This is a genomic window from Janthinobacterium tructae, assembly GCF_006517255.1.
Taxonomy (GTDB): Bacteria; Pseudomonadota; Gammaproteobacteria; order Burkholderiales; family Burkholderiaceae_D; genus Janthinobacterium; species Janthinobacterium tructae.
On the sequence record NZ_CP041185.1, the window covers coordinates 450,406 to 470,934 of the forward strand.

General features: G+C 61.8%; 14 protein-coding genes and 2 pseudogenes. 7 read left to right on the plus strand and 9 right to left on the minus strand.

From position 1 onward, the window contains the following. Positions 1-23: 23 nt before the first annotated feature. Complete coding sequence (locus tag FJQ89_RS02030) at positions 24-674, minus strand: HD domain-containing protein (protein WP_141168830.1); 651 nt, start codon at positions 672-674, stop codon at positions 24-26. A 334-nt stretch (positions 675-1,008) separates the two neighbouring features. Here FJQ89_RS02030 and FJQ89_RS02035 point away from each other — a divergent pair, with 334 nt between their 5' ends. The 3 genes from FJQ89_RS02035 to FJQ89_RS02045 all read left to right on the plus strand — a co-directional run bounded on the left by FJQ89_RS02035 (position 1,009) and on the right by FJQ89_RS02045 (position 5,063). Next, a complete protein-coding gene (locus tag FJQ89_RS02035) occupies positions 1,009-1,500 on the plus strand; it encodes a chemotaxis protein CheW (RefSeq protein WP_035818113.1) in 492 nt (163 codons plus the stop codon). 216 nt (positions 1,501-1,716) lie between these two features. Beyond that, positions 1,717-3,345: a methyl-accepting chemotaxis protein gene (locus FJQ89_RS02040; protein WP_141168831.1), complete on the plus strand. Its 1,629-nt coding sequence runs from the start codon at positions 1,717-1,719 to the stop codon at positions 3,343-3,345. A gap of 80 nt (positions 3,346-3,425) precedes the next feature. After that, entirely contained in the window at positions 3,426-5,063 is a 1,638-nt protein-coding gene (locus FJQ89_RS02045) for a methyl-accepting chemotaxis protein (protein ID WP_141168832.1), read from the plus strand. 17 nt (positions 5,064-5,080) lie between these two features. On the opposite strand, the gene FJQ89_RS02050 is transcribed toward FJQ89_RS02045, so the two are convergent. The 5 genes and pseudogenes from FJQ89_RS02050 to FJQ89_RS28260 all read right to left on the minus strand — a co-directional run. Further along, positions 5,081-5,608, minus strand: coding sequence for a ribonuclease HI family protein (locus FJQ89_RS02050; RefSeq protein WP_141168833.1), 528 nt, complete (start codon positions 5,606-5,608; stop codon positions 5,081-5,083). After that, positions 5,590-5,931 carry a DUF6677 family protein gene (locus FJQ89_RS02055; protein ID WP_141168834.1) on the minus strand — a complete coding sequence of 114 codons (342 nt, stop codon included), beginning with the start codon at positions 5,929-5,931 and terminating at the stop codon, positions 5,590-5,592. The genes FJQ89_RS02050 and FJQ89_RS02055 overlap by 19 nt, the downstream gene beginning before the upstream one ends. 36 nt (positions 5,932-5,967) lie before the next feature. After that, positions 5,968-8,652, minus strand: coding sequence for a magnesium-translocating P-type ATPase (gene mgtA, locus FJQ89_RS02060; protein WP_141168835.1), 2,685 nt, complete (start codon positions 8,650-8,652; stop codon positions 5,968-5,970). 426 nt (positions 8,653-9,078) lie between these two features. After that, a pseudogene (locus tag FJQ89_RS02065) lies at positions 9,079-9,276 on the minus strand (helix-turn-helix domain-containing protein); the annotation flags it as partial. A 61-nt stretch (positions 9,277-9,337) separates the two neighbouring features. After that, positions 9,338-9,641, minus strand: a pseudogene (locus tag FJQ89_RS28260) (IS3 family transposase); the annotation flags it as partial. Positions 9,642-9,907: 266 nt separating this feature from the next. On the opposite strand from FJQ89_RS28260, the gene FJQ89_RS02070 reads away from it, so the two are divergent. The 3 genes from FJQ89_RS02070 (at position 9,908) to FJQ89_RS28535 (ending at position 15,011) form a co-directional block, all read left to right on the plus strand. Then, entirely contained in the window at positions 9,908-12,343 is a 2,436-nt protein-coding gene (locus FJQ89_RS02070; RefSeq protein ID WP_141168836.1) for a PAS domain-containing protein, read from the plus strand. Continuing rightward, positions 12,340-12,954: a response regulator transcription factor gene (locus FJQ89_RS02075; RefSeq protein ID WP_141168837.1), complete on the plus strand. Its 615-nt coding sequence runs from the start codon at positions 12,340-12,342 to the stop codon at positions 12,952-12,954. The genes FJQ89_RS02070 and FJQ89_RS02075 overlap by 4 nt, the downstream gene beginning before the upstream one ends. Before the next feature lie 371 nt (positions 12,955-13,325). After that, positions 13,326-15,011, plus strand: coding sequence for a methyl-accepting chemotaxis protein (locus FJQ89_RS28535; protein ID WP_141172582.1), 1,686 nt, complete (start codon positions 13,326-13,328; stop codon positions 15,009-15,011). Positions 15,012-15,264: 253 nt separating this feature from the next. Here the strand turns inward: FJQ89_RS28535 and FJQ89_RS02085 are convergent, their stop codons facing one another. Together FJQ89_RS02085 and FJQ89_RS02090 are read right to left on the minus strand one after the other, a co-directional pair. Continuing rightward, the gene (locus tag FJQ89_RS02085; protein ID WP_141168838.1) at positions 15,265-15,873 is read right to left on the minus strand and encodes a TetR/AcrR family transcriptional regulator; all 609 of its coding nucleotides are present in this window, start codon (positions 15,871-15,873) and stop codon (positions 15,265-15,267) included. A 25-nt stretch (positions 15,874-15,898) separates the two neighbouring features. Further along, a complete protein-coding gene (locus tag FJQ89_RS02090) occupies positions 15,899-17,116 on the minus strand; it encodes a Bcr/CflA family efflux MFS transporter (RefSeq protein WP_141168839.1) in 1,218 nt (405 codons plus the stop codon). A gap of 147 nt (positions 17,117-17,263) precedes the next feature. On the opposite strand from FJQ89_RS02090, the gene FJQ89_RS27920 reads away from it, so the two are divergent. Next, positions 17,264-17,431, plus strand: coding sequence for a hypothetical protein (locus FJQ89_RS27920; protein ID WP_168208332.1), 168 nt, complete (start codon positions 17,264-17,266; stop codon positions 17,429-17,431). A gap of 168 nt (positions 17,432-17,599) precedes the next feature. Here the strand turns inward: FJQ89_RS27920 and gcvP are convergent, their stop codons facing one another. After that, positions 17,600-20,500, minus strand: a complete 2,901-nt coding sequence (gcvP, locus tag FJQ89_RS02095) for an aminomethyl-transferring glycine dehydrogenase (protein ID WP_141168840.1) — start codon at positions 20,498-20,500, stop codon at positions 17,600-17,602. Positions 20,501-20,529: the final 29 nt, after the last annotated feature.

Consider the following 20,529-nt stretch of genomic DNA (forward strand, 5'->3'; position numbering starts at 1 on the left):
TCTGCTGGCTATCGCCACCAAGCTTATGCGCTTATTCCCCATTCGTCGGCAAAGGCGGCGCGAAAATCCGTCAGCACGGCCAGCCGCTGTTCGGCCAGCGCGCGGCCCGCCGCTGTCTGCATCTTGCCGGGCAGTTTGTCGAGCTTGGTGACTATATGGTCGAGCGCGTAGGCCTTGTCGTCGAGTTCACGATGCTGCGCCAGCGGGTCCGCGCCATGCGCCAGCGCGCTATCCATGCGCGCCGCTGTATAGAACAGGCGCGCCAGTCCCACGGCGCCCAGTGCGTCGATGCGGTCGGCATCCTGCACGATGCGCGCTTCGATGGTGTGCGGCGGCAGATTGGCAGAAAAGCTGTGCGTTTCGATGGCGTGGCCCACGCCAGCCAGTCTTTCTGCAGGGAAATCCAGCTCCGCCAGCCGGCGGCAAGCCAGCGCGGCTGCCTGGCGCGAAGCCAGGTGGCGTTCGGGATGGCTTTTCGGCAGGTTGACCAGGTCGTGCAGATAGCAGGCGGCCATCACGGTGAGGGCGTCGGCCTGCGCATGGTCTTGCAGCAGGACGCTGGCATTGCGCCAGACGCGCTGCAGGTGGTTGATGTCGTGGGCGCTGTCGTCGCCCAGGCCGGCCGTGGCCAGTGCCAGCAGGCGTGGTTGCCATTGAGAAAGCAAAGAATCCATGGTTCAAGGTCGTAAAAAGCAGGGGCCGCCAGTGTGGCATAAAACGCCGCCACAGGTGGCCGGGAGCGTGGCGCCCCGGCGTGCCGCGTTAGCCACATAAAAATGCATTTTGCAAAAGCATCGGCCCGGCGATCGCTCTTTTTTAGTGCATGTAAAATTTACATGGGGTAACATTGCCGCACGGAAATTAGAAACATAAGCTAATTGCTAGAAAGTATTTGCAAAAAACATACAAGTGTCGGCCATTCATTGCATTGTGGATGGCTCGTCACGTCCAGGCTCGCGTACAGCGTGTCCTGGCCTGCGCCCCAGGCGAGTTAACGAAAGGATTATCATGAACACCATTTCCAGCGACACTGGCGCAACCGTTGCCAAGGCTGCCGAATACCTGGCCTTTACCCTGGGCCAGGAAGAGTATGGCATCGACATCCAGAAAGTCAGCGAAATCCGCAGCTATGAAACGCCGACCCGCATCGCCAACGCGCCCGAGTTCGTCAAGGGTGTGGTCAACTTGCGCGGCATCATCGTGCCGATCGTCGACATGCGCATCAAGTTCAACCTGGGCACGCCCAGCTATGACCAGTTCACCGTCGTCATCATCCTCAATATCGGCAACCGCGTGGTCGGCATGGTCGTCGACCGCGTCTCCGACGTTACGACCCTGATGCCGGAACAGATCAAGCCGGCGCCGGACATGGGCCGCTCGATCAATACGGAATATGTGATCGGTCTGGGCACCATCGACGAGCGCATGTTGATCCTGGTCGATATCGACCAGCTGATGTCCAGCGCCGACATGGGCTTGATCGAGAAACTGGCGGCGTAATGCCGTAGTGATGAGAATTTCCCTGCATATTGTCAAAAACTATTGACATTAAGTATTGCATATCGTTTCCGCAGGGAGCACGCTAGCGCACTTTCCTGGCGCACGGTTCAACCGAACCGTGCGCCAGTTTACTTGGCGGGACAGATTTGGCGGCGTCCGCCATGCTGTTCCAGGCGCTGGCTGCAGGGCCTCTCTTCAGGATATTAGGATAGTCACATGAATTTGTTAAGAAACGTCAGCATCGGGGTCCGTCTGGGACTGGGCTTTGCCGTCATTTTGCTGTTTTCCATGATCATCACCGGCATCAGTGTCTGGCGTCTGCATGACGTGGCCAGCGCCACGCGCACCATGATGGAAGAGCCGCTGGCCAAGGAACGGTATATTTCCGACTGGTATACGCGCATCGACAGCGCCGTGCGGCGCACGATCGCCATCGCCCGCAGCAGCGACACCTCGCTGAGCGGCTTTTTCGCCGAAGAGTCGAAAGTGTCGAGCGCCAGTTCGGCTGTCCTGCAAAAGAAGATCGCGGCGCTGCTGAAGGACCCGAAAGAACAGGCCATGTTCGCCAGTTTGCTGGAATTGCGCGAAGTGTATGTCGGCTCGCGCGACCAGGTCTACAAGCTCAAGGGCGAGTCCCAGTCCGAGGCCGCCAATGAAGTGTTTGAAAAAACCTTCGTGCCCGCCGCAGCCAAGTACCAGAAGATGGTCTACGGCTTGCTGGAGCACCAGCGCGCCACCATCGACGCCACCGCGCGCCAGATTGATGACATCGCCAGCACCAGCCGCAACCTGCTGTTATTGCTGTCGACGCTGGCGCTGGCTTTTGGCGTCGTGTGCGCCTGGCTGTTGACGATGGGCATCGTGCGTCCGCTGCGCACGGCCGTGGCCATCGCCCGCAAGGTGGCCGATGGCGACCTGACCGCGCAGATCGACGCCAGCGCCAAGGATGAAACGGGGCAACTGTTGCTGGCACTGAAGGACATGAACACCAGTCTGCTCAACATCGTCGGCGAAGTGCGCAGCGGCACCGACAGCATCGCGACGTCCTCGACGCAGATTGCCGCCGGCAACCAGGACCTGTCTTCCCGTACGGAAGAGCAAGCCGGTTCGCTGGAAGAGACGGCGTCGTCGATGGAAGAGCTGACCAGCACCGTGAAACAAAATGCGGACAATGCGCGCCAGGCGAATCAATTGGCGGCGTCGGCGGCGCAAGTGGCCGTCAAGGGCGGCGCAGTGGTGGCGCAAGTGGTGGGCACCATGCAATCGATTAATACCTCGTCGAACAAGATCGTCGACATCATTTCCGTCATCGACGGCATCGCCTTCCAGACGAATATTTTGGCCCTGAATGCGGCCGTGGAAGCGGCGCGCGCGGGCGAGCAGGGCCGCGGCTTTGCCGTCGTGGCCTCGGAAGTGCGCAACCTGGCACAGCGTTCCGCTTCGGCTGCAAAAGAGATCAAGACCCTGATCGGCGCGTCCGTGGAGCAAGTCAACGCGGGCAGCATGCTGGTGGCGCAAGCCGGCTCGACCATGAATGACATCGTCGACAGCGTGCAGCGCGTGAGCGACATCATCACGGAAATCACGGCGGCGAGCAGCGAGCAAAGCGTGGGCATCGACGAGATCAACCGTGCCATCGGGCAGATGGATGCCGTGACGCAACAAAATGCGGCGCTGGTGGAAGAGTCGGCGGCCGCCGCCGAATCCATGCAGCACCAGGCGCACAACCTGGCGCAAGTGGTCAGCGTGTTCAAGCTCAATGGCCAGCAGGCCAAGGTGAGTGGCGCGAGCACGCTGAAGCAGCCGGCAGCGCCGCAAACTGCCTTGCGCCTCGGCGGACGCTGAATGCCGCTGCGGCTGCCCCCTGCAGCCGCAGCTTTCAGCTCCTTTTATATAGTCTGGTTCCGATTTTTCAGGATATTCACATGAATTTGTTAAGAAACGTCAGTATTGGTGTGCGACTCGGCCTGGGTTTTGCCGTCATTTTGCTGTTTTCCCTGGTCATTACCGGTATCAGCGTCTGGCGTTTGCACGACGTGGCCACCGCTACGCGCACCATGATGGAGCAGCCGCTGGCGAAGGAACGCTATATTTCCGACTGGTACAGCAAGATCGACAGCGGCATCCGCCGCACCACGGCCATCGTGCGCAGCGCCGACACTTCGCTGGGACCGTATTTTGCGGAAGAGGCGAAACAGTCGTCCGTCGTCTCGGGCGAGCTGCAAAAGAAGATCGAAGCCCTGATTTCCGGCCCACAAGAAACGGAACTGTTCCGCCAGGTCAGCGAAATGCGCAAGGTATATCTGGATGCACGTGAGCAAGTATCGAAGCTGAAGGCGGCCGGCCAGACGGAAGAAGCGGAAAAGGCCTTCCAGGCCGTGTTCGTGCCCGGCTCGACGAAATACCAGAAAGTCATCATGAACATGCTGGAGCACCAGCGCGCCAGCATCGACGCCACCGCGCGCGAGATCGATGCCGTCGCCAAGACCAGCCGCAACCTGCTGCTGGCGCTGGCCGCGCTGGCGCTGGCTTTTGGCGTCGTCTGCGCCTGGGTCTTGACGATGGGCATCGTGCGTCCGCTGCGCACGGCCGTGGACATCGCCCGCAAGGTAGCCGATGGCGACTTGACGGCGCAGATCGACGTCAGCGCCAAGGATGAAACGGGGCAACTGTTGCTGGCACTGAAGGACATGAATACCAGTCTGCTCAATATCGTCGGCGAAGTGCGCAGCGGCACGGACAGCATCGCGACGTCCTCGACGCAGATTGCCGCCGGCAACCAGGACCTGTCTTCCCGTACGGAAGAGCAAGCCGGTTCGCTGGAAGAGACGGCGTCGTCGATGGAAGAGCTGACCAGCACCGTGAAACAAAATGCGGACAATGCGCGCCAGGCGAATCAATTGGCGGCGTCGGCGGCGCAAGTGGCCGTCAAGGGCGGCGCAGTGGTGGCGCAAGTGGTGGGCACCATGCAATCGATTAATACCTCGTCGAACAAGATCGTCGACATCATTTCCGTCATCGACGGCATCGCCTTCCAGACGAATATTTTGGCCCTGAATGCGGCCGTGGAAGCGGCGCGCGCGGGCGAGCAGGGCCGCGGCTTTGCCGTCGTGGCCTCGGAAGTGCGCAACCTGGCACAGCGTTCCGCTTCGGCTGCAAAAGAGATCAAGACCCTGATCGGCGCGTCCGTGGAGCAAGTCAACGCGGGCAGCATGCTGGTGGCGCAAGCCGGCTCGACCATGAACGACATCGTCGACAGCGTGCAGCGCGTGAGCGACATCATCACGGAAATCACGGCGGCCAGCAGCGAGCAAAGCGTGGGCATCGACGAGATCAACCGTGCCATCGGTCAGATGGATGCCGTGACGCAACAAAATGCGGCCCTGGTGGAAGAGTCGGCGGCCGCCGCCGAATCCATGCAGCACCAGGCGCACAACCTGGCGCAAGTGGTCAGCGTCTTTAAATTGAATGGCCAGCAGGCCAGTGTCAGCGGCTTGAAGGGGATGCAACGCCCGGCGGCCAAAACGCCGCAAGATGCCTTGCGGATCGGCCGCGCCGCTTAAGTTGCTTACCCCGGTATTTAAGCCTCTGGGGTAAAGCCGGCGATCGCCAGCTGCGACAGCCGGTCCGCCTCGCCATTCCTGTGGCGCGGCAGCCAGCGCAAGCTCACATCATTGAATTGTTCCAGCAGGGCCACTACGGTGGCCCTGTGCGTTTCCAGCCCCTTGGCGCCGACCGGCGTCGTTCCCAGCACATCATTGATCACCACCTGGCTGTCGCCGAACAGCAGCAGTTGCTCGGGCGGCGGGCGCACGGCCTGCGCCGCCTGCAGCACGGCGATCAGGGCCGCATATTCCGCGTCGCTGCTGCTGCCATGGCCGGCCGCCTGACTCACTTCGATGCGCTCGCCCTCCGGCCCCAGCAGCAGGGCGCCTATGCCCAGCTTGCCGGGGTTCGGGTGGGCGGAGCCGTCGAACCAGCCGCGCCAGGCCTGCGGGCCGCCATGGTCCTGGCGGCTGAGCGCCAGTTGCGCGCGGCGCGCCTGCATCTTCGCTTCCTTGCGCAGTTTTCGCGCCTCTGCTTCCGCCGTCATGGCTTGAGGAACCATGTGTCGATCAGGCTGCCTATCCAGCAGGCCACCAGCACGCTCATGGCCACCGTCATGGCGGGGCCGTCGTTGGCGGACAGCGCATCGACTTTTTCCACGATCAGCTGCACGTCGAGGGGCAGGGCGCCACTGTCGATCTGTGCCATAACTTGGTCCAAACGTGCCATGATCTGGCGCAATACGAGCAGCAGCGCGACCAGCGCCGGCACGAGGAAGAGGCAGCCGCGCGCCTTGCGACCGAGTACGAAATGCCCGCTGCCGGGAAACACCAGCGCCGACAGCAGCAGGGCGAGATTACGCTTGGGAAGGCGGGAAACGCTCATGCGTGCCTTTGTGGGGAGAAAGAGCGTTCCATCATACTATTGCCAGCCGAATTTGCGCAGGTACACGCGTTTCATGAACGTCGTCAGCACGGTGTAGCAGACGAGGATGCCCAGCAGCCAGGGGAAGTAGCCCAACGGCAAGGCCTGCAGCTTGAAGTAGGTGGCCAGCGGTCCCATCGGCAGGAACACACCCACGGCCATGATGGCGGTGGTGGCCACCAGCAGGGGTACGGACGCGATGCTGTCGATGAAGGGCAGCTTGGGCGTGCGGATCAGGTGCACGATCAGGGTTTGCGTCAGCAAGCCCACGACGAACCAGCCGGACTGAAACAGGGTCTGCTGTTCTGGCGTATTCGCGCCAAACACATGCCACATCAGGATAAAGGTGCTGATGTCGAAGATCGAGCTGATGGGACCGAAGAACACCATGAAGCGGCCGATGTCGCGCGGGTTCCAGCTCAGCGGCTTCTGGATCAGTTCGGCGTCGACGTTGTCGAAGGGAATGGCGATCTGCGACACGTCGTACAGCAGGTTTTGCACCAGCAAGTGCAGCGGCAGCATCGGTAAAAACGGCAGGAAGGCGCTGGCCACCAGCACGGAAAACACATTGCCGAAGTTCGAGCTGGCCGTCATGCGGATATATTTGAGCATGTTGCTGAAGGTGCGCCGGCCTTCCAGCACGCCTTCTTCCAGCACCATCAGGCTCTTTTCCAGCAGGATGATGTCGGCCGCTTCCTTGGCGATATCGACGGCCGAATCGACGGAAATGCCGATGTCGGCCGCGCGCAGGGCGGGCGCGTCGTTGATGCCGTCGCCCATGAAGCCGACGATGTGGCCATTGCCGCGCAGGGCGCGCACCAGGCGCTCCTTGTGCAGCGGGCTGAGCTTGGCAAACACGGTATTCTCTTCAGCCGCGCGGGCCAGGGTGGCGTCGTCCATCTCGTCCAGTTGCGGGCCTTGCAGCACGCCATGCACGGCCAGGCCCACTTCGCGGCAAATCTTCGCCGTCACCAGGTGGTTGTCGCCCGTCAAAACTTTCACGGTGACGCCATGTTCCGCCAGCGCGCGCAGGGCGGGCGCCGTCGATTCCTTCGGCGGATCAAGAAATGCCACATAGCCGATCAGGGTCAGCGCCGTTTCATCGGCCACGCCGTACACGGTCTTATGCGGCGGCACTTCCTTGACGGCCACCGCCACCACTCTCAGCCCTTCCGCATTCAGGCCGTGCGTGGTTTCCAGCACCTTGGCCAGCAGGGCGGCGTCGAGCGGCACGTCCACGCCATTCAGGCGCAAATGGCTGCAGGAGGAGAGGATTTCCTCGACGGCGCCCTTGCAGATCAGCTCATGGTGGTCATTCTTTTCGGAAACGACGACGGACATGCGGCGGCGCACGAAATCAAACGGGATTTCATCGACCTTGACGTAATCGCGCGCCAGCTGCATTTCCGTCTGCAATTCGACATGGTCGAGCACGGCGCGGTCCAGCAGGTTTTTCAGGCCCGTCTGGTAATGGCTGTTCAGGTAAGCGAATTGCAGCACTTCATCGGACGGCTGGCCGAACACGTCCGTATGGCGCTCGAGCACGATCTTGTCCTGCGTCAAGGTGCCTGTCTTGTCCGTGCACAGCACATCCATGGCGCCGAAGTTCTGGATCGCATCGAGGCGTTTCACGACGACTTTCTTTTTCGACAGTTTCACGGCGCCCTTGGCCAGGGTGCTGGTGACGATCATCGGCAGCATTTCCGGCGTCAGGCCCACGGCCACGGACAGGGCGAACAGGAATGCTTCCATCCAGTCGCCCTTGGTCCAGCCGTTGATCAGGAACACCAGCGGCGCCATCACGAGGGCGAAGCGGATCAGCAGCCAGCTGACGCTGTTCACGCCCGCTTCAAACGCCGTCGGCGTGCGCTCGGTGGCCGTCACGCGCGTGGCGATGGTGCCGAAATAGGTGCGGTTGCCGGTCGCCAGGACCAGCGCCGTGGCTGCGCCCGAGATCACGTTGGTGCCCATGAACAGCAGATTGGCCAGCTCCATCGGGTCTTTACCATGGGCATCGGCGAGTTCCGCCATCTTTTCCACGGGCAAGGATTCGCCCGTCATGGCGGCCTGGCTGACGAACAGGTCTTTCGCGGAAAGCAAGCGGCAATCGGCGGGGATCATGTCGCCGGCCGACAGCACGATGATGTCGCCCTGCACCAGCTGGCGGATGGGCAGTTCGATCTGCTGGCCATTGCGCAGCACGGTGGCCGTATTGCTGACCATGGCTTTCAGGCGCTCGGCGGCCCGGTTCGAGCGGCCTTCCTGCACGAAGCGCAGCAGGGTCGACAAAATCACCATGGTGCCGATGACGATGGTGGCCTTCGGGTCTTCCGTCAGGTAGGAAACAATCGCCAGCACGGTGAGCAGCAGGTTGAACGGATTCTTGTAGCACAGCCACAGGTGCTGGTACCAGGCCAGCGGTTTTTCATGCTCGACTTCATTCGGACCCGTTTGCGCGCCGATGACTTGCGCCTCGGCATCGCGCAAGCCTTCCACCCGCGTATGCAGGCGGTTCAGGGCGCTGTCCAGGTCTTCGTGGGCGGCGGCCAGCAGCTGGCGCGCCAGATGGTCGGGCACGGGGCGGGCCGTGCTGTTTTCCAGCGGCATGGCGCGGCGGCGGAAATGGCCGGCCGTATGGCGCTTGCGCAGGAACGATTCGAATAAGCGGGTGAAGAGATTCATGGCTCTTCCTTTCACGGCGAGGTGTTGACGGGCGGCGCAGCCGCAGGCAAGACTTGCATGCCGCCAAGACACAATAGTGCTGGCGAGCAATCCGGGTCAGTAGCCGGTCGCGATCGGAAAGAGGGGGGAGAGACGCACGGCCAGACTGGCCGCGAGACACCGCACCTTGCTCAGCAAGGCACGGAGGAAAGAGTGTTCCGCGTTGCTTGCTGTTTAGCTGCCGAGGCAATCACCGATACAAGATCGGCTACTGTCACTAGAACAAGTACCCACGTGGGACTCCGTAAATGAATAATGGGGGCATCTTATGGATGGGCTGCGAGGGTGTCAACTGAAGAAACCTTAGGTTTCCAAAGTGTAATGTGGGTGTGGACGAAGACGAAAGTAAGTTGTCAAATAATAAGGCTTGATACCAATAGTGTGGGCGGACATGCTCTGCCAAACCGTTGATGCGCTACGCCCAATACGCCGCGCGATCTCTCGTATTCCGACGCCCTGGCACGAAAGAACTCCAATCTCTTCTCGCTCAGAAAACGACAAGTACCTTCCAGATATTGGGTTCAACATAGAAAGTGGCGTGCCGGCATTAAGACGAAACCAACGAGTCCCGACTGCCTGCGACACGCCGGTCTACCCATAAACACCTCCTCGATTAGAGGTGTTGCGAGGATCGGTTGAATCCGCCTTGGCTGCCACGGTCAGAGCGCAGAATCAATCCCGGCGCTGGCCGTTTTCCTCGAACGGCTCGCCACCGCGCCTGCACCGTCAACTCCTGCGTCATCCGCAGGCCGAGTGCGCAGCCCACCATCTCGCACGTGAAGACGTGCCCGGTAGAGTCATCCCTCGTCGGTGGCGACGTAAGTGGTATCGCTAATCCAGGCCGCGTTGGGGCGCGTCGGTGCGAAGGCCTGCTTCAACAGGTTCGGCGCCACCGGGAAGCTATGGTTCGAATTGCTCGTTGCCTTGAACTTGCGCTTTTGCTTGCAGCGCGGGCTTGATTGCCTCGGCCCGGAATTGCGGCGTGTATGTCGTTGATTTCATGTGTTCACTCCCTTTGACAAGTTTATCAAATGGAAGAGTCCATTAATGCCAGCTTACCTCAAGTCCTACAACCCCTCCTTAGTTGGGCATCAACGAAGCAAAATTTAGCCAGTGTAATGCCACCAAAAATCACCAAATATGTTACACAATGTAGGGATGGTCAGTGAAAACAGAATCATATTCCGACGAATCTTGTCATCCACCCAAGGATATAATGCAAGCACCCTCCGTTCCGGTCGATGAAATCGAACGCCTCGAAGCCCTCGTTGCTTTGGACGTCCTCGATTCGCCAAAAGATGAGCGTTTTGACCGTGTGACAAGACTGGCGCGCGGACTCTTTTCGGTCCCCATCGCCCTAGTTTGTCTGATCGATAGCGACCGCCAGTGGTTCAAGTCGCGGCAACGCCTGGCGGCCGCAGACACGGCGCGCGATATCTCGTTTTGCGCGAATGCGATCGCGTCCGACTCCCCGTTCGTAGTCGCCGATGCGCTCGACGATCCCCGCTTTGCTGACAATCCGCTGGTCATTGGTGCACCGCATATCCGCTTCTATGCGGGTATTCCCCTGCTCTCGCGCAAAGGTTTGCGAGTCGGGACATTTTGCATCATTGATCGGCGGCCGCGTACCATGTCGGGGCAACAGATCGCGCAATTGGCCGACCTCGCCAGCATCGCCCAAGACGAACTGCACCGCAGCCCCGACGATTTCACGGGGCCGCCGCCCGATACGATGTCGCCCCATTTGCCCGGCAGCGCTGACCTGTTCCGCACCATCGCGGAACATACCCCCGGCATGCTCGGCTACTGGACCAGCGAGCTGCGCTGCCTCTATGCCAATAGGGAATACCTCACCTGGTTTGGCCGAACTTCTGCGCAGATGCTGGGGATACGGATCGAAGACTTGATGGGTGAAGTCCTCTTCAAGAAGAACGAGCCGTACATCCGCGCCGTGCTCGCCGGCCAGGACCAGCAGTTTGAACGCACGCTGGTCAAGCCCGGTGGCGAAACGGGACACACACTGGCGCGCTATATCGCGCACAAGATCGATGGCCAGGTACGCGGGTTTTTCGTGTTGGTGAGCGATATCACGGCCATCAAGCGGGTCCATGACAAGCTACGCGAAAGCAAGCGTCGCGTCCACGCCATGATCAGCGCGATTCCCGATACGATTTACACCCATGGACGCCACGGGAAATTTCGGAATCGCCAGGCGGCGAGCAGGGTCCAGCTCGATTCCGAGCTGGACGCGCTCGATGAGAGTCCGGCCGCCGATCCGCTGCCGGCGGAAGCCATGGAGGTGCTCACTTCGGCGTGCCTGCGTGCCCTCGACGGGAAGGCCTTGCAGGAGGTCCGCTATTCGTTGCCGCAGCAAGACGGCGGCGAGCATCATTTCGAGGCGCGGGTGGTTCCCTTCTCGGACGCCGCCGTCATTTCTATCGTGCGCGACGTGACAGAGCGCGAGCGCGACCGCCGCAGCAGGGAAACCTATACGGCGCTGCTATCGAGTCGTTTGCGTCTGAGCGAGGCCGACGTGCGCGAACAGGAGCAGGTACTCGTACTGGCCGCCGATGCCGCCAACCTGGGAGTGTGGATACTCGATTGCCGTTCCAATGAAATGCGTCCGTCGGAGCGCTGGCGCACCTTGTTCGGTTTTTCCCCGATCGAAAGTCTCAATGCGGGCAGTCTGACGCTGCGCATACATGCCGACGATGCCACTCGCGTGGGTGACTTGCTTCGTTCTTCCCTGCGCTTACAGGTTTTTTGCGAATGCGTCTACCGCATCGTGATGCCCGATGGGCAGCTGCGCTGGATATCGTCGCGCTGGCGGGGCGAGTCCGATTTCGCTGGCACGGCGCTCGCCATTCGCGGGGTGTCGATCGATATCACCGTGCACAAGGTGGCCGAACTCGATCTGCAGCAAAAACAAACCGAGCTCGCCCATCTGTCGCGGGTGACGATGCTGGGGGAACTGTCCGGCGCGCTAGCCCATGAATTGAACCAACCACTGACGGCGATCCTAAGCAATGCGCAAGCGGCGCAGCGCTTCCTGGCACGGGATACGGTCGACCTGGAGGCAGTCAGGGAGATTCTGCAGGATATTATCGACGCAGACAAGCGGGCTGGCGAGGTGATACGGCGTCTGCGCAGGCTGTTCGACAAGAAGGCATCATTTCGTCAGGATATCGATGTCAACGCTGCCGTGACCGAAATAGGTCAAATCCTGCGCAACGATTTGCTTAACCGTGGCGTCACCTTCCATAACGCCTTGGCCGCTGACCTGCCGATGGCCTGCTACGACGGCGTGCAACTCCAGCAAGTGTTAATCAACCTGATCATGAACGGTTGCGACGCGATGCTTGGTTCGACGTCGCCCGATCGGCGCAGCCTCGTCCTCACCGCACGGGTGAACGACGGGTTTATGCAAATCAGTGTGAGCGACCGGGGCATCGGCTTGTCCCCCGAAGTCCTGGAGCGCGTCTTCGAGCCGTTTTACACGACGAAGAAAGATGGCATGGGCCTGGGTCTGTCGATCTGCAGGAACATCGTCGCAGCGACCGGTGGCCGCTTGTGGGGGGAGAACAATCCCGATGGCGGCGCCAGCTTCCATGTGCTGTTGCCGCTTTCGGCTACGGCGGCGAGCGGCGCATGACGGAACAAGTTTTTTTGGTCGACGATCAGGCCGCCGTGCGCAAAGCCATGAAACGCCTGCTCGCCTCGGCCGGCTACGACGTGGTGGCCTACGAATCGGCGCGCGCCTTCCTCGACAGTGGAATGGCCGATGCCGCCGGCTGCCTGGTGCTCGACCTGGAGATGCCGGACATGAATGGCCTGGCATTGCAGCAGGCGCTGGCGGGTAGCCTGTTGCCGGTCATTTTTCTAACCGGGCACGGTGACATTGGCAGCGGCGTGCGCGCGATGAAGGCCGGTGCCAGCGACTTTCTAACCAAACCGGTCGACGGCGCAATCTTGCTGGCTGCCGTGCAGGGAGCGCTCGACCAAAACCGCGTCGCGCGCGCGGAGCAGGCGGAATGCGATGAGCTGCGCGCCAGGCTGGACAGCCTGACCCCACGCGAGCGCGAAGTGCTGGCCTTGCTGGTTGAAGGCAAACTCAACAAACAAATCGCCGACCAGCTCGGCATCGTCGAAAAAACCATCAAGGTGCACCGGGCGCGCGTGCTGGCCAAGATGAAGGTACGTTCGTCGACCGCGCTGGTGCGCCTGGTCGACCGGGTGCAGCGCGCCGCCGGTGACCGAACGTAGGCCTAAGGTCCAATAGCGCCGCGATGGCCGTCACGTTACTGTGGCGGCCATGAATACACAACTTCCCTGGATAGCAATTGTCGATGACGATCTGGCCGTACGGCGGGCCTTGCTGCGCCTGCTGCTCTAGGTCGGCATTTGCTTGAAGAAGGGCGGGACGTCCTTGCGGTCGCCATGACCGCTCAGCATACGGCTGAAAGCCGGGTGCGCATGATGCTGGCTGGCCCGCCAGCGCTCACCGAAGAGACTGCACAAATGGATAGCGGTCGACTGACCGGATAAGAGGTGGATGGCGCGTGAGAGATGATTTCCCCTCCATCGTCAACTTCATAGTGAGTGAAGCAACAAAAATTGATACAAGGAAAATTACTGTGAACATTCGCAATTGGAAGATTGGAACCCGCTTGGGGGCTGGCTTCGCGCTCCTGCTGATCATGCTGGCCGCGGTTGCCATGCTGGGCATCCAAGGCTTGAACCGATCCAACGATGCCTTGCACCATATCGTGGACGTGAACCTCAAGAAGATCAATCTGATCGATGAGATGGAGACCTCGATCCACATCGTTGCGCGCGTCACCCGCACCATTGCCCTGTTGTCCGAGGACGCCGAGGCGGCCATACAGCATGACAAAGTCGACAGCGCCCATCTGAAGTTCAACGCCGACTACGAGACGCTGGACAAGATGCCGCTCGACGAGGCCGGCAAGGCCTTGATGGCCAGGATCAAGGACGAACTCGCCGCGACGCGCGCGGCGAACAAGCGCTTCTCTGCTCTTGCGAAGTCGAACAAGGACGAGGCTATCGTCCTGCTGCTCAGGGAGGCCATTCCGACCACGTCCAAATTGCAAAATACATTGGAAGAGTTTAGCGATGTGCAAAAGATGAAAAGCCGCAAGGACGAGGAGGCGGCCGAGGAAGCTTTTCACAGTGCGCGCCAATTGATGCTAGGCTTGGCGGCCTGCGCCCTGGCCTTGGGTGGCATAATCGCCTGGGCTTGTACCCGTTCGATCACCGTCCCCATGGCGGAAGCGGTGACGATCGCCAGGACTGTGGCTGCGGGCGACTTGACCGGGCAGATCGAAGTGCGCTCGACTGACGAAACGGGCCAATTGATCCAGGCGCTCAAGGAGATGAACGATAGCCTGGTTGGCATTGTTAGCAGGGTGCGCAGCGGCACGGACACGATCGCCACGGCATCGGGACAGATCGCCAGCGGCAACCTGGACTTGTCCTCCCGTACGGAACAGCAGGCCAGTTCTTTGGAGGAAACAGCGTCCTCAATGGAAGAGTTGACCAGTACGGTCAAACAAAACGCCGACAATGCCCGCCAGGCGAACCAGTTGGCGATCAGCGCCTCCTGGACCGCCGTCCAGGGGGGCTCCGTGGTGGCCGAAGTGGTTCAAACCATGGGGGCGATCAACGCCTCGTCGAAGAAGATCGTCGATATCATTGGCGTGATCGACGGCATCGCCTTCCAGACGAATATCCTGGCCTTGAACGCGGCGGTCGAGGCCGCGCGCGCCGGCGAACAGGGCCGCGGTTTTGCGGTCGTGGCCACTGAAGTGCGCAATCTAGCCCAGCGTTCCGCTACGGCGGCCAAGGAAATCAAGATCCTGATCGGCGACTCGGTCGACAAGGTCGACCTTGGCGCAAGGCTGGTCGATCAGGCTGGCTCGACCATGCAGGCGATCGTCCATAGCATAAAGGGGGTGGCCGACATCATGGGCGAGATCACGGCCGCAACGCAAGAGCAGACCGCAGGCATCGAGCAGATCAATCAGGCGATCACCCAAATGGACGAAGTCACGCAACAGAATGCCGCTCTCGTGGAAGAGGCGGCAGCAGCGGCAGGCTCCCTGGAGGACCAGGCCGCGAGCCTCGTGGAAACGGTCAGCGTATTCAAAATTCCCCACTCCCAGAAATCGCAAGCCATCGCCTCCACGTCGGCGCGGTGGGTGGACCCAATTGAGAGTGGCGTTGCCAAGCAAAAAGTCTGCCCCCCCATTCGTTTGGCGTATGCCGCAGCAACGGCGGGAGGCGACTGGGACGAATTTTAATTGGAATTTACGCATACAACAGACCAATGATCGCAAAAAGGTCTTGAGCATAATGTGCTCTGGTGCCAGAAACCAGCGGAGCCTGTTACGCGGTTCTCCATCTCGCTGCGTCAGTTGCAGGCACTGGTAGGCACGCTCAGTTGCAGTTAGTGCTGGTCGAATTCCGGCGGGTATGTGGTTGATTTCATGTTTTCACTCCGTTTGACAAGTTTATCAAATGGAAGTGTCCATTAATGCCAGCTTACCTCACGCATCAGGCCGATTGCGCCGCCATCGCCAGCGAATCGGACAGGATGTGCCACAAGGCCGCATGGCGCTGCTGCAGGGCGGCGCCGCCCGCGTAGATCAGTTCCACGTGCAGGCTGTCGACGATGCCCAGGTAGGCTTGCGCGTACAGGTCGACGCGCTGCGGCGCCAGGGCGGGGGCCAGGCGGCCCAGGCTGGCCACAAAGTGTTGCTGCAACTGTGCCAGCAAGGCTTCATAGCCTGTGCCAACTTCGATGCGCAGGGTGGCGGGCGGCAAATACGCCGTGCGCAGCAGGAAGCGCAAATGGGCTGAATCGGCATAGCGCTGGGCCATACGGTCGCAGTACAGGGCGCCAGCTTGCTGGCCGCCGGGCGCCGCCAGCGCCGCTTCATCGGCGAAGCAGGCGTCCATGAAGGCTTGCTCTTCGGCCAGCGCGTCGGCAAACACGTCGAGGAACAGGGCGTCCTTGCCGGCGAAGTGCGAGTACAGCGAAGCCTTGCGCATGCCGGCCTGCTCGGCGATGTCGCTGAGGGACGAGGCGTCGTAGCCATGTTCCGAAAAATGTACGACGGCAACGGCGCAGATGTTATCGGCCGAGGCCGAGCGTTTCTTCATATGAGGGTAGTGGTTGGGTGAAGCGTCAGTGCGCGCCCGGTCTCGTGGCGGGTGCCGGATGGACGCGCGCAGTGGCCAGGGTCAGCCATGATACCAGCAGGCCGGCCACGGTCAAGAACAGCAGCCAGGGCAACGGCCCCCATTCGGACAGGCTGGCCGCCAGCGGCGTGGCCAGCGATGACAAGGTCATCTGGATGGCGCCCAGCAATGCCGCCGTGGAACCGAGCGCACGCTGTTGCGAACCCATGGCCATGGCCATCAGCGCCGCTTCCGCGATGCCCAGGCCAAACAGGGCCACGAACATGCCGGGCACGACGGCGACGATGCCGAAGTCCGCCCACGCACCGAGCAGGGCCAGTACGGCACCGCCCAGCATGGCGGCGCTGCCTGCCACGCAGAGGCGCGCCACGCCGTACCTTTCCACCAGGCGGCCGCTGGCCATCGCGCCCAGCAGCACGGCCACGCCCGTGGCGCCAAACACCAGGCCGAAGCTGCCGGCGGACAGGCCGAAATCGCGCTGGTACACCAGCGACGCCCCGCCAATATACGCAAACAGGAAAAAGAAAGTGGCGGACAGGGCCAGCGCGGGCAGCAGGAAGGCGCGGTCCAGCGCGATGCGCGCATACGTGCGGTGCAGGCCGCGCGGCGAGACGCGGCGGGCAGGCGGTAGCGTTTCCGGCAGGAACAATGCGCTATTGAGCAGGGTCAAGGCGCCCAGCGCGGCCAGGGCCAGCATCACGGCGCGCCAGCCGTAGTGCGCATCGAGCAAGCCGCCCACGGCGGGTGCCAGCACGGGCGCCAGGCCCACGATGGTCATCAACAGGGCAAACAGCTGCGCCGCTTTAACCCCATCGGCCACGTCGCGCACCATGCTCATCACCACCACCAGGGTCAGCGCCGCGCCCAGGCCCTGCAGCAAACGCGCCAGCAGCAGGGTGGCCAGCTGGTCCGCCTGCGCCGCCCACATGGCCGCCACGATGTAGACGGCGATGCCGGCCAAGAGCGGACGGCGCCGGCCCAGCATGTCCGTCAGGGGGCCGCACAGCAACTGCCCTGCGCCCAGGGCCAGCAGGAAAACGGTCAGGCTCAGCTGCACGTTTGCATACGAGGTGTGCAGTTCGCGCGCCATGGCGGGCATCGAGGCCAGGTACATGTCGATGCCGGCTGGACCGAGCACGGCCACCAGGGCCAGGGAGGCCGCCAGCCCAAGACTGGCGGCGGGGAGAGTGGTTTGCTGCTGCATTGCGCTTCCTTCATGTCGTCAAAAAAACGGGGCATGGACGCCGCCGTGTTTTTTATTGTACACTTACTGCCTACCGGTAGGTAGCTTGTTCAATAATTTGAAAAGGATGAGAGCAATGAAGAAAGAAACAATGACGGGAGAACGGGCATGACAGAAGTGGGAATTTCGCTCAGCGGCGTGGCTGTCGCGTTGCTGTTTGCCGCCTGGAGCTCGCACCGCAGCCGCTGCGAGCGGCGCGATGTCATGTTGCTGACGATACTGGGCACCGTGCTGGGGCTGCCGGGTGCCGTCCTGCTGGCGTTGCCGGTTGCGTAGGTCGGATTAGCGTAGCGTAATCCGACAACATTGTTGGCGAGGCCGGTGGTGGTGTCGGATTACGCGCTCACGCGCTAATCCGACCTACCCTTGCGGGCATGAAAAAAGGCAGGCCGTCTGGCCTGCCTTCCTGTCGCTGGCACGCCCGCGAAAGCGGGCGCGTGGCGTTTACTCTTCTTCGTACGAACTGATGGGCGCACAGCCGCAGAACAGATTGCGGTCGCCGTAGACATTGTCGGCGCGGCCGACCGGTGGCCAGTATTTGCGCTGGCGCAGGGAAGCGACGGGGTAGGCCGCAATTTCACGGCTGTACTTACGTTCCCAGTTGTCCGACATCAACACCTGCGCCGTGTGCGGCGCATGTTTCAGCGGGTTGTCGTCGTGGTCGAATTCGCCGCTGGCGACCTTGGCGATTTCCGCGCGGATGGCGATCATGGCGTCGATGAAGCGGTCGATTTCCACTTTCGATTCGCTTTCCGTCGGCTCGATCATCAGCGTGCCCGGCACGGGGAAGCTCATGGTCGGCGCATGGAAGCCGAAGTCCATCAAGCGCTTGGCCACGTCTTCGTTGCTGATGCCGGTGGCGTCCGTGATCGGGCGCAGGTCCAGGATGCACTCGTGCGCGACCAGGCCGTCGTGGCCCGAGTACAGCACCGGGTAGTGCGGCGCCAGGCGGCGCGCGATGTAGTTCGCCGCCAGAATCGCCGTCTCGGTCGCTGCCGTCAAGCCTTCCGCGCCCATCATGGCGATATACATCCACGAAATCGGCAAGATGCTGGCCGAGCCGAATGGTGCGGCGCTGACGGCACCGATGCCGGCAGCGTCGCGCTGGTAGCCACTCGAACGCTGGTTCGGCAGGAATTTCGCCAGGTGCGCGCCGACGCCGATCGGGCCGACGCCTGGTCCGCCACCGCCGTGCGGGATGCAGAAGGTTTTATGCAGGTTCAGGTGCGACACGTCGCCGCCAAACGAGCCGGGAGCGGCCACGCCGACCAGCGCATTCATGTTGGCGCCGTCGATGTAGACCTGGCCGCCGTGCGAATGGATGATTTCGCACAGTTCCTGGATGCCTTCTTCAAACACGCCGTGGGTGGACGGGTAGGTGACCATCACGCAAGCCAGATTGGCGCTGTGCTTTTCCGCTTTCGCTTTCAGGTCGGCCAGGTCCACGTTGCCGTTGGCGTCGCAGCTGGTGACGACCACCTGCATGCCGACCATGTTGGCCGATGCGGGGTTGGTGCCGTGCGCCGACGACGGGATCAGGCAGATATTGCGGTGGCCTTCGCCGCGCGACTCGTGATACGCCTTGATCACCAGCAGACCCGCGTATTCACCCTGCGAGCCGGCGTTCGGTTGCAGCGAGACGGCCGCGTAGCCGGTCAGCGCGCACAGCATTTCTTCCAGCTGCGAGATCATTTCGCGGTAGCCGACCGTTTGCGCGTCCGGCGCGAACGGGTGGATGTTCGAAAATTCCGGCCAGGTGACGGGAATCATTTCGCTCGTCGCGTTCAGCTTCATGGTGCACGAACCGAGCGGGATCATGGTGCGGTCCAGCGCCAGGTCCTTGTCGGCCAGGCTGCGCAGGTAGCGCAGCATTTCGTGTTCCGAGTGGTAGCTGTTGAAGACGGGATGCGTCAGGTAGGCGCTCTCGCGTGCCAGGCTGGCTGGCAGTGCGCTGCTCACATTCGCTTCAACGGCGTCCAGGTCAGGCGCGGCAGGCGCGTTGGCCAGGCCGTGCGCGAAGACCTTCCACAGCAGCGCGATATCGTCGCGCGTGGTGGTTTCGTCGAGCGACACGCCGACATGGGTAGCATCCACTTTGCGCAGGTTGACGCCGTACTGCATGGCCGTCGCATGCAGTTGCGCCGCATCGGCGACATGGATGGTCAGGGTGTCGAAGTAGCTCGCATTGACGACGCCATAGCCGAGGGTTTTCAGGTTGGCGGCCAGCACGCCCGTGAAGCGGTGCACGCGCTGGGCGATCTGCAGCAGGCCGGCAGGGCCGTGGTAGACGGCGTACATCGAAGCCATCACGGCCAGCAGTACTTGCGCCGTGCAGATGTTGGAGGTGGCTTTTTCGCGGCGGATATGCTGTTCGCGCGTTTGCAGGGCCAGACGATACGCCTTGTTGCCTTGCGCATCGACGGTCACGCCCACCAGGCGGCCCGACATATTGCGCTTGAATTCATCGCGCGTGGACAGATAGCCCGCGTGCGGGCCGCCGAAACCGAGCGGCACGCCGAAGCGCTGGCTGTTGCCGACGACGACGTCGGCGCCCCATTCGCCCGGTGGCGTGAGCATGGTCAGGGCCAGCAGGTCGGCCGCGACGATGACCATGGCGCCATTTGCGTGCAGTTTTTCCACGCCGGCGCGGTAGTCGCGCACGACACCGTTCACGCCAGGGTATTGCAGCAGCACGCCGAAGCAGGCGTCCAGCGACTCGATTTCAGCCGGATCGAACGTGCGCACTTCGATGCCGATCGGCTGGGCGCGCGTCTGCACCACTTCCAGCGTTTGCGGCAGCACGTCGTTGGCGACGTACAGCACGTTCGACTTCGACTTGCCCACGCGCTGGATCAGGGTCATCGCTTCGGCGGCGGCCGTGCCTTCGTCCAGCATCGAGGCGTTCGAGATGCCCATGCCGGTCAAATCCGTGATCACTTGCTGGAAGTTCAAAATGGCTTCCAGGCGGCCTTGCGAAATCTCCGGCTGGTAAGGCGTGTACGCCGTGTACCAGGCCGGGTTTTCAAAGATGTTGCGCAGCACGACGCCTGGCGTGAAGGTGTTGTAATAGCCCTGGCCGATCAGCGATTTCAGAACCTGGTTCTTGCCGGCGATGGCTTTCAGGCGCGACAAGGCTTCCTGTTCCGGCATCGGCTGCGAGTAGGCGCCCAAGGGCAGGGCGCCCTTGTTGCGGATGTTGGCCGGTACCAGGGCGTCGATCAGCGCGGCGCGCGATGGATAGCCGAGGGTCGCCAGCATGGCTTGCTGTTCGGTGGCGGAAGGGCCGATGTGGCGGGCGATGAAGGCATCGCGTGCTTCGAGTTGGGTCAGGCTGGTGCGGGTCATGATATAGAGGCCAAAAAAGACTGAAAAAC